General features: G+C 72.1%; 2 protein-coding genes and 1 pseudogene. 2 read left to right on the forward strand and 1 reads right to left on the reverse strand.

Going from position 1 to position 2,114, the window contains the following annotated elements; all coding sequences use genetic code 11:
* Positions 1-1,188: FtsX-like permease family protein (locus WA805_RS27015; protein WP_425243753.1), on the reverse strand; the 1,188-nt coding region annotated here is incomplete at its 3' end.
* Positions 1,189-1,383: 195 nt separating this feature from the next.
* Here WA805_RS27015 and WA805_RS27020 point away from each other — a divergent pair.
* Positions 1,384-1,482 (forward strand): annotated as a pseudogene (locus WA805_RS27020) (MBL fold metallo-hydrolase); the annotation flags it as partial.
* Positions 1,483-1,569: 87 nt separating this feature from the next.
* Positions 1,570-2,114: hypothetical protein (locus tag WA805_RS27025; protein ID WP_425243754.1), on the forward strand; the 545-nt coding region annotated here is incomplete at its 3' end.

Genomic DNA, 2,114 nt, shown 5'->3' on the forward strand with positions numbered 1-2,114 from the left:
GGTGAGCAGTGCGGTGCCGCCGGCGACGAGGAGCACCGCGACCGCCCCGCCGACCGCCAGCACCAGCCAGTCCGCGCTGAACCCGGGGTGCGGCTCGGCGTAGGCGGCGAGGCCGATCGGCATCCACCGCGAGGCGGTCAGCGCCGCCGCCACGCCGATGACGGCGCCGGCTACCGCCGCCAGGCCGAGCACGATCCCGGCGCAGACGACCGCTTTCCGCCTGGTCAGCCCCAGGGCCTGCAGGACGCGCAGGTCCTCGGCGCTGTCGGCGACGTACCGGCTTACCGTCTGGCCGACCAGGAACAGCGCCGCCAGCAGGGCGGCGAGGCCGAAGGCGAGCAGCACCGCCGCCTCGTAGCTGGTGGCCTTCTTCACCGGCCCGCCGAATTTCTGGTAGTTGTCCCAGACGTCGATGTCGGACCGGTGGGTCACCCGGGCCAGGTCGGCCTTGAACGCCGGGATCGCCGCCTCGCCGCCGTTCAGCCGCATCAGCGCGTTGACGTAAACCGAGGTACGGGCCAGGTCGCTGCCGAAGAGGTACTGGCTGTACTTCTGCGTGAACGCGTAGGTCGGCAGCACTCCCCCGCCGGAACCCGGCCCGTCGAGCCAGAACGGGGAGCGGACCACCCCGACGATGCGGACCTGGGCCAGCGGTCCCTTCGGTTGCGCGCTCGTCGGGTCGAAGCTCTGCTCTGCCTGCGCGGGCGACGGCAGGTGGATGGTCAGCGGGGCGCCGACCCGCAGGTGGTGCTCGGACATGAACTCCGCGCTGGCCACCACCTCGTCGGCCCGGCTGTCGACCGACATCCGCCCCGCCAGCACCACCGGCCGTTCGACGGCGTGCAGCGCGCCCGGTCCCCCCGGCGGGAAGCCCAGGTTGTCGCTGCTGAAGCTGCCGTCAGGCCCGGTTCCGGTGATCAGCTCGCCGTCCTGGACGACGAACAGGGTGGTGGCACTGACCTCGGGCAGCGACTCGATCGCGGACCAGTCGAAGCCGGGCTGGTTGGGCACCACGGTGATGGTGGCCGGGAGCGTGACAGCCCACAGCCGGTCGAAGGCGCTCTCCCCGCGGCGCGCCCCCGCGACCGCCGTGAGGACCGTCCCGACGGTCAGCGCGACAAGCAGCGCGACCACGACCAGCGACCGCCATCGCCGTCGCGCCTCCAGGCGCAGCCAGGTAACCGCCATAGGCTTACCCAACCAGGGCGGCGCTATCCGGGACAACGGGGTCAGGACCACCGGGCACGGAGAAGGTAGCCCCACTCCGCGCGCCCGGGATGAGTATTCTCAGCCCACGTTCTAAGGGCGCCTGACCCGGCCTCACCCGACATCATCAAGGCGTCCCCAGGGTGGTACGAAGGCGTGGTGACGAAGGTCTTCGACCGGCTGCCGGACAGCACCTGGGTCTATCCGGGGCACGGGACGGACGCCACGCTCGGGACCGAGCGGCCGCACCTGGCCGAGTGGCGCGAGCGCGGCTGATAAGCCCCGAAGTAAGCCACTGAGTAGCAGCCCGCGGTGCGCGATCGCCAGTTGTAGCAGGGCCGCGCCGGCGGCCTGAACCGGTTCGTGCGTGGTCAGCTCGTCGATCGTCGCCTCGTCGAAGGGGCGGGGCTTCAGGACGGTGCCTTCGGCGTTGCGTTCCGCCAGCTCGCCGAACAGCTCGTCGTAGAGCGGCGCGTCGATCACCACCGCCGTGAGCAGGTCGAGCGCGAACGTGAGCGGGTCGGCGCCGAGGCCGAGGCAGTACGCACGGATGCGGCCGTCGCGCAGCGCGTCCGTCATCGCCCTGGCGAACGGCCATCGGTCGTAGTCGATGGGGGCGCGCTCGCTGCCGTGGTCCTCGTCGGCGCCGAGCAGTTCCTCGGCGAACTCGCGGAGCATGCCGCGCCACAGGTCGAAGTCATTCGCCTCGTTCCACGGGGCGTCGCCGGACGGCTGGAAGATCCCGACGGGGATCACCTGGTACATGCCGCCGGCGTGGCCGACCCGCGCCGGGTCCCGCCAGTGCAGCGGGAACGACGCGGTGCCTGCCGTGCGGTCTTGACGGAGGGTCACCGCGCCGGCGGCGATGACCGCCGGACGCGCGGCCGGGTCCCACGGGTCCCCGATAG

The sequence above is a fragment of the Trebonia sp. genome, assembly GCF_049794275.1.
Lineage (GTDB): Bacteria > Actinomycetota > Actinomycetes > Streptosporangiales > Streptosporangiaceae > Trebonia.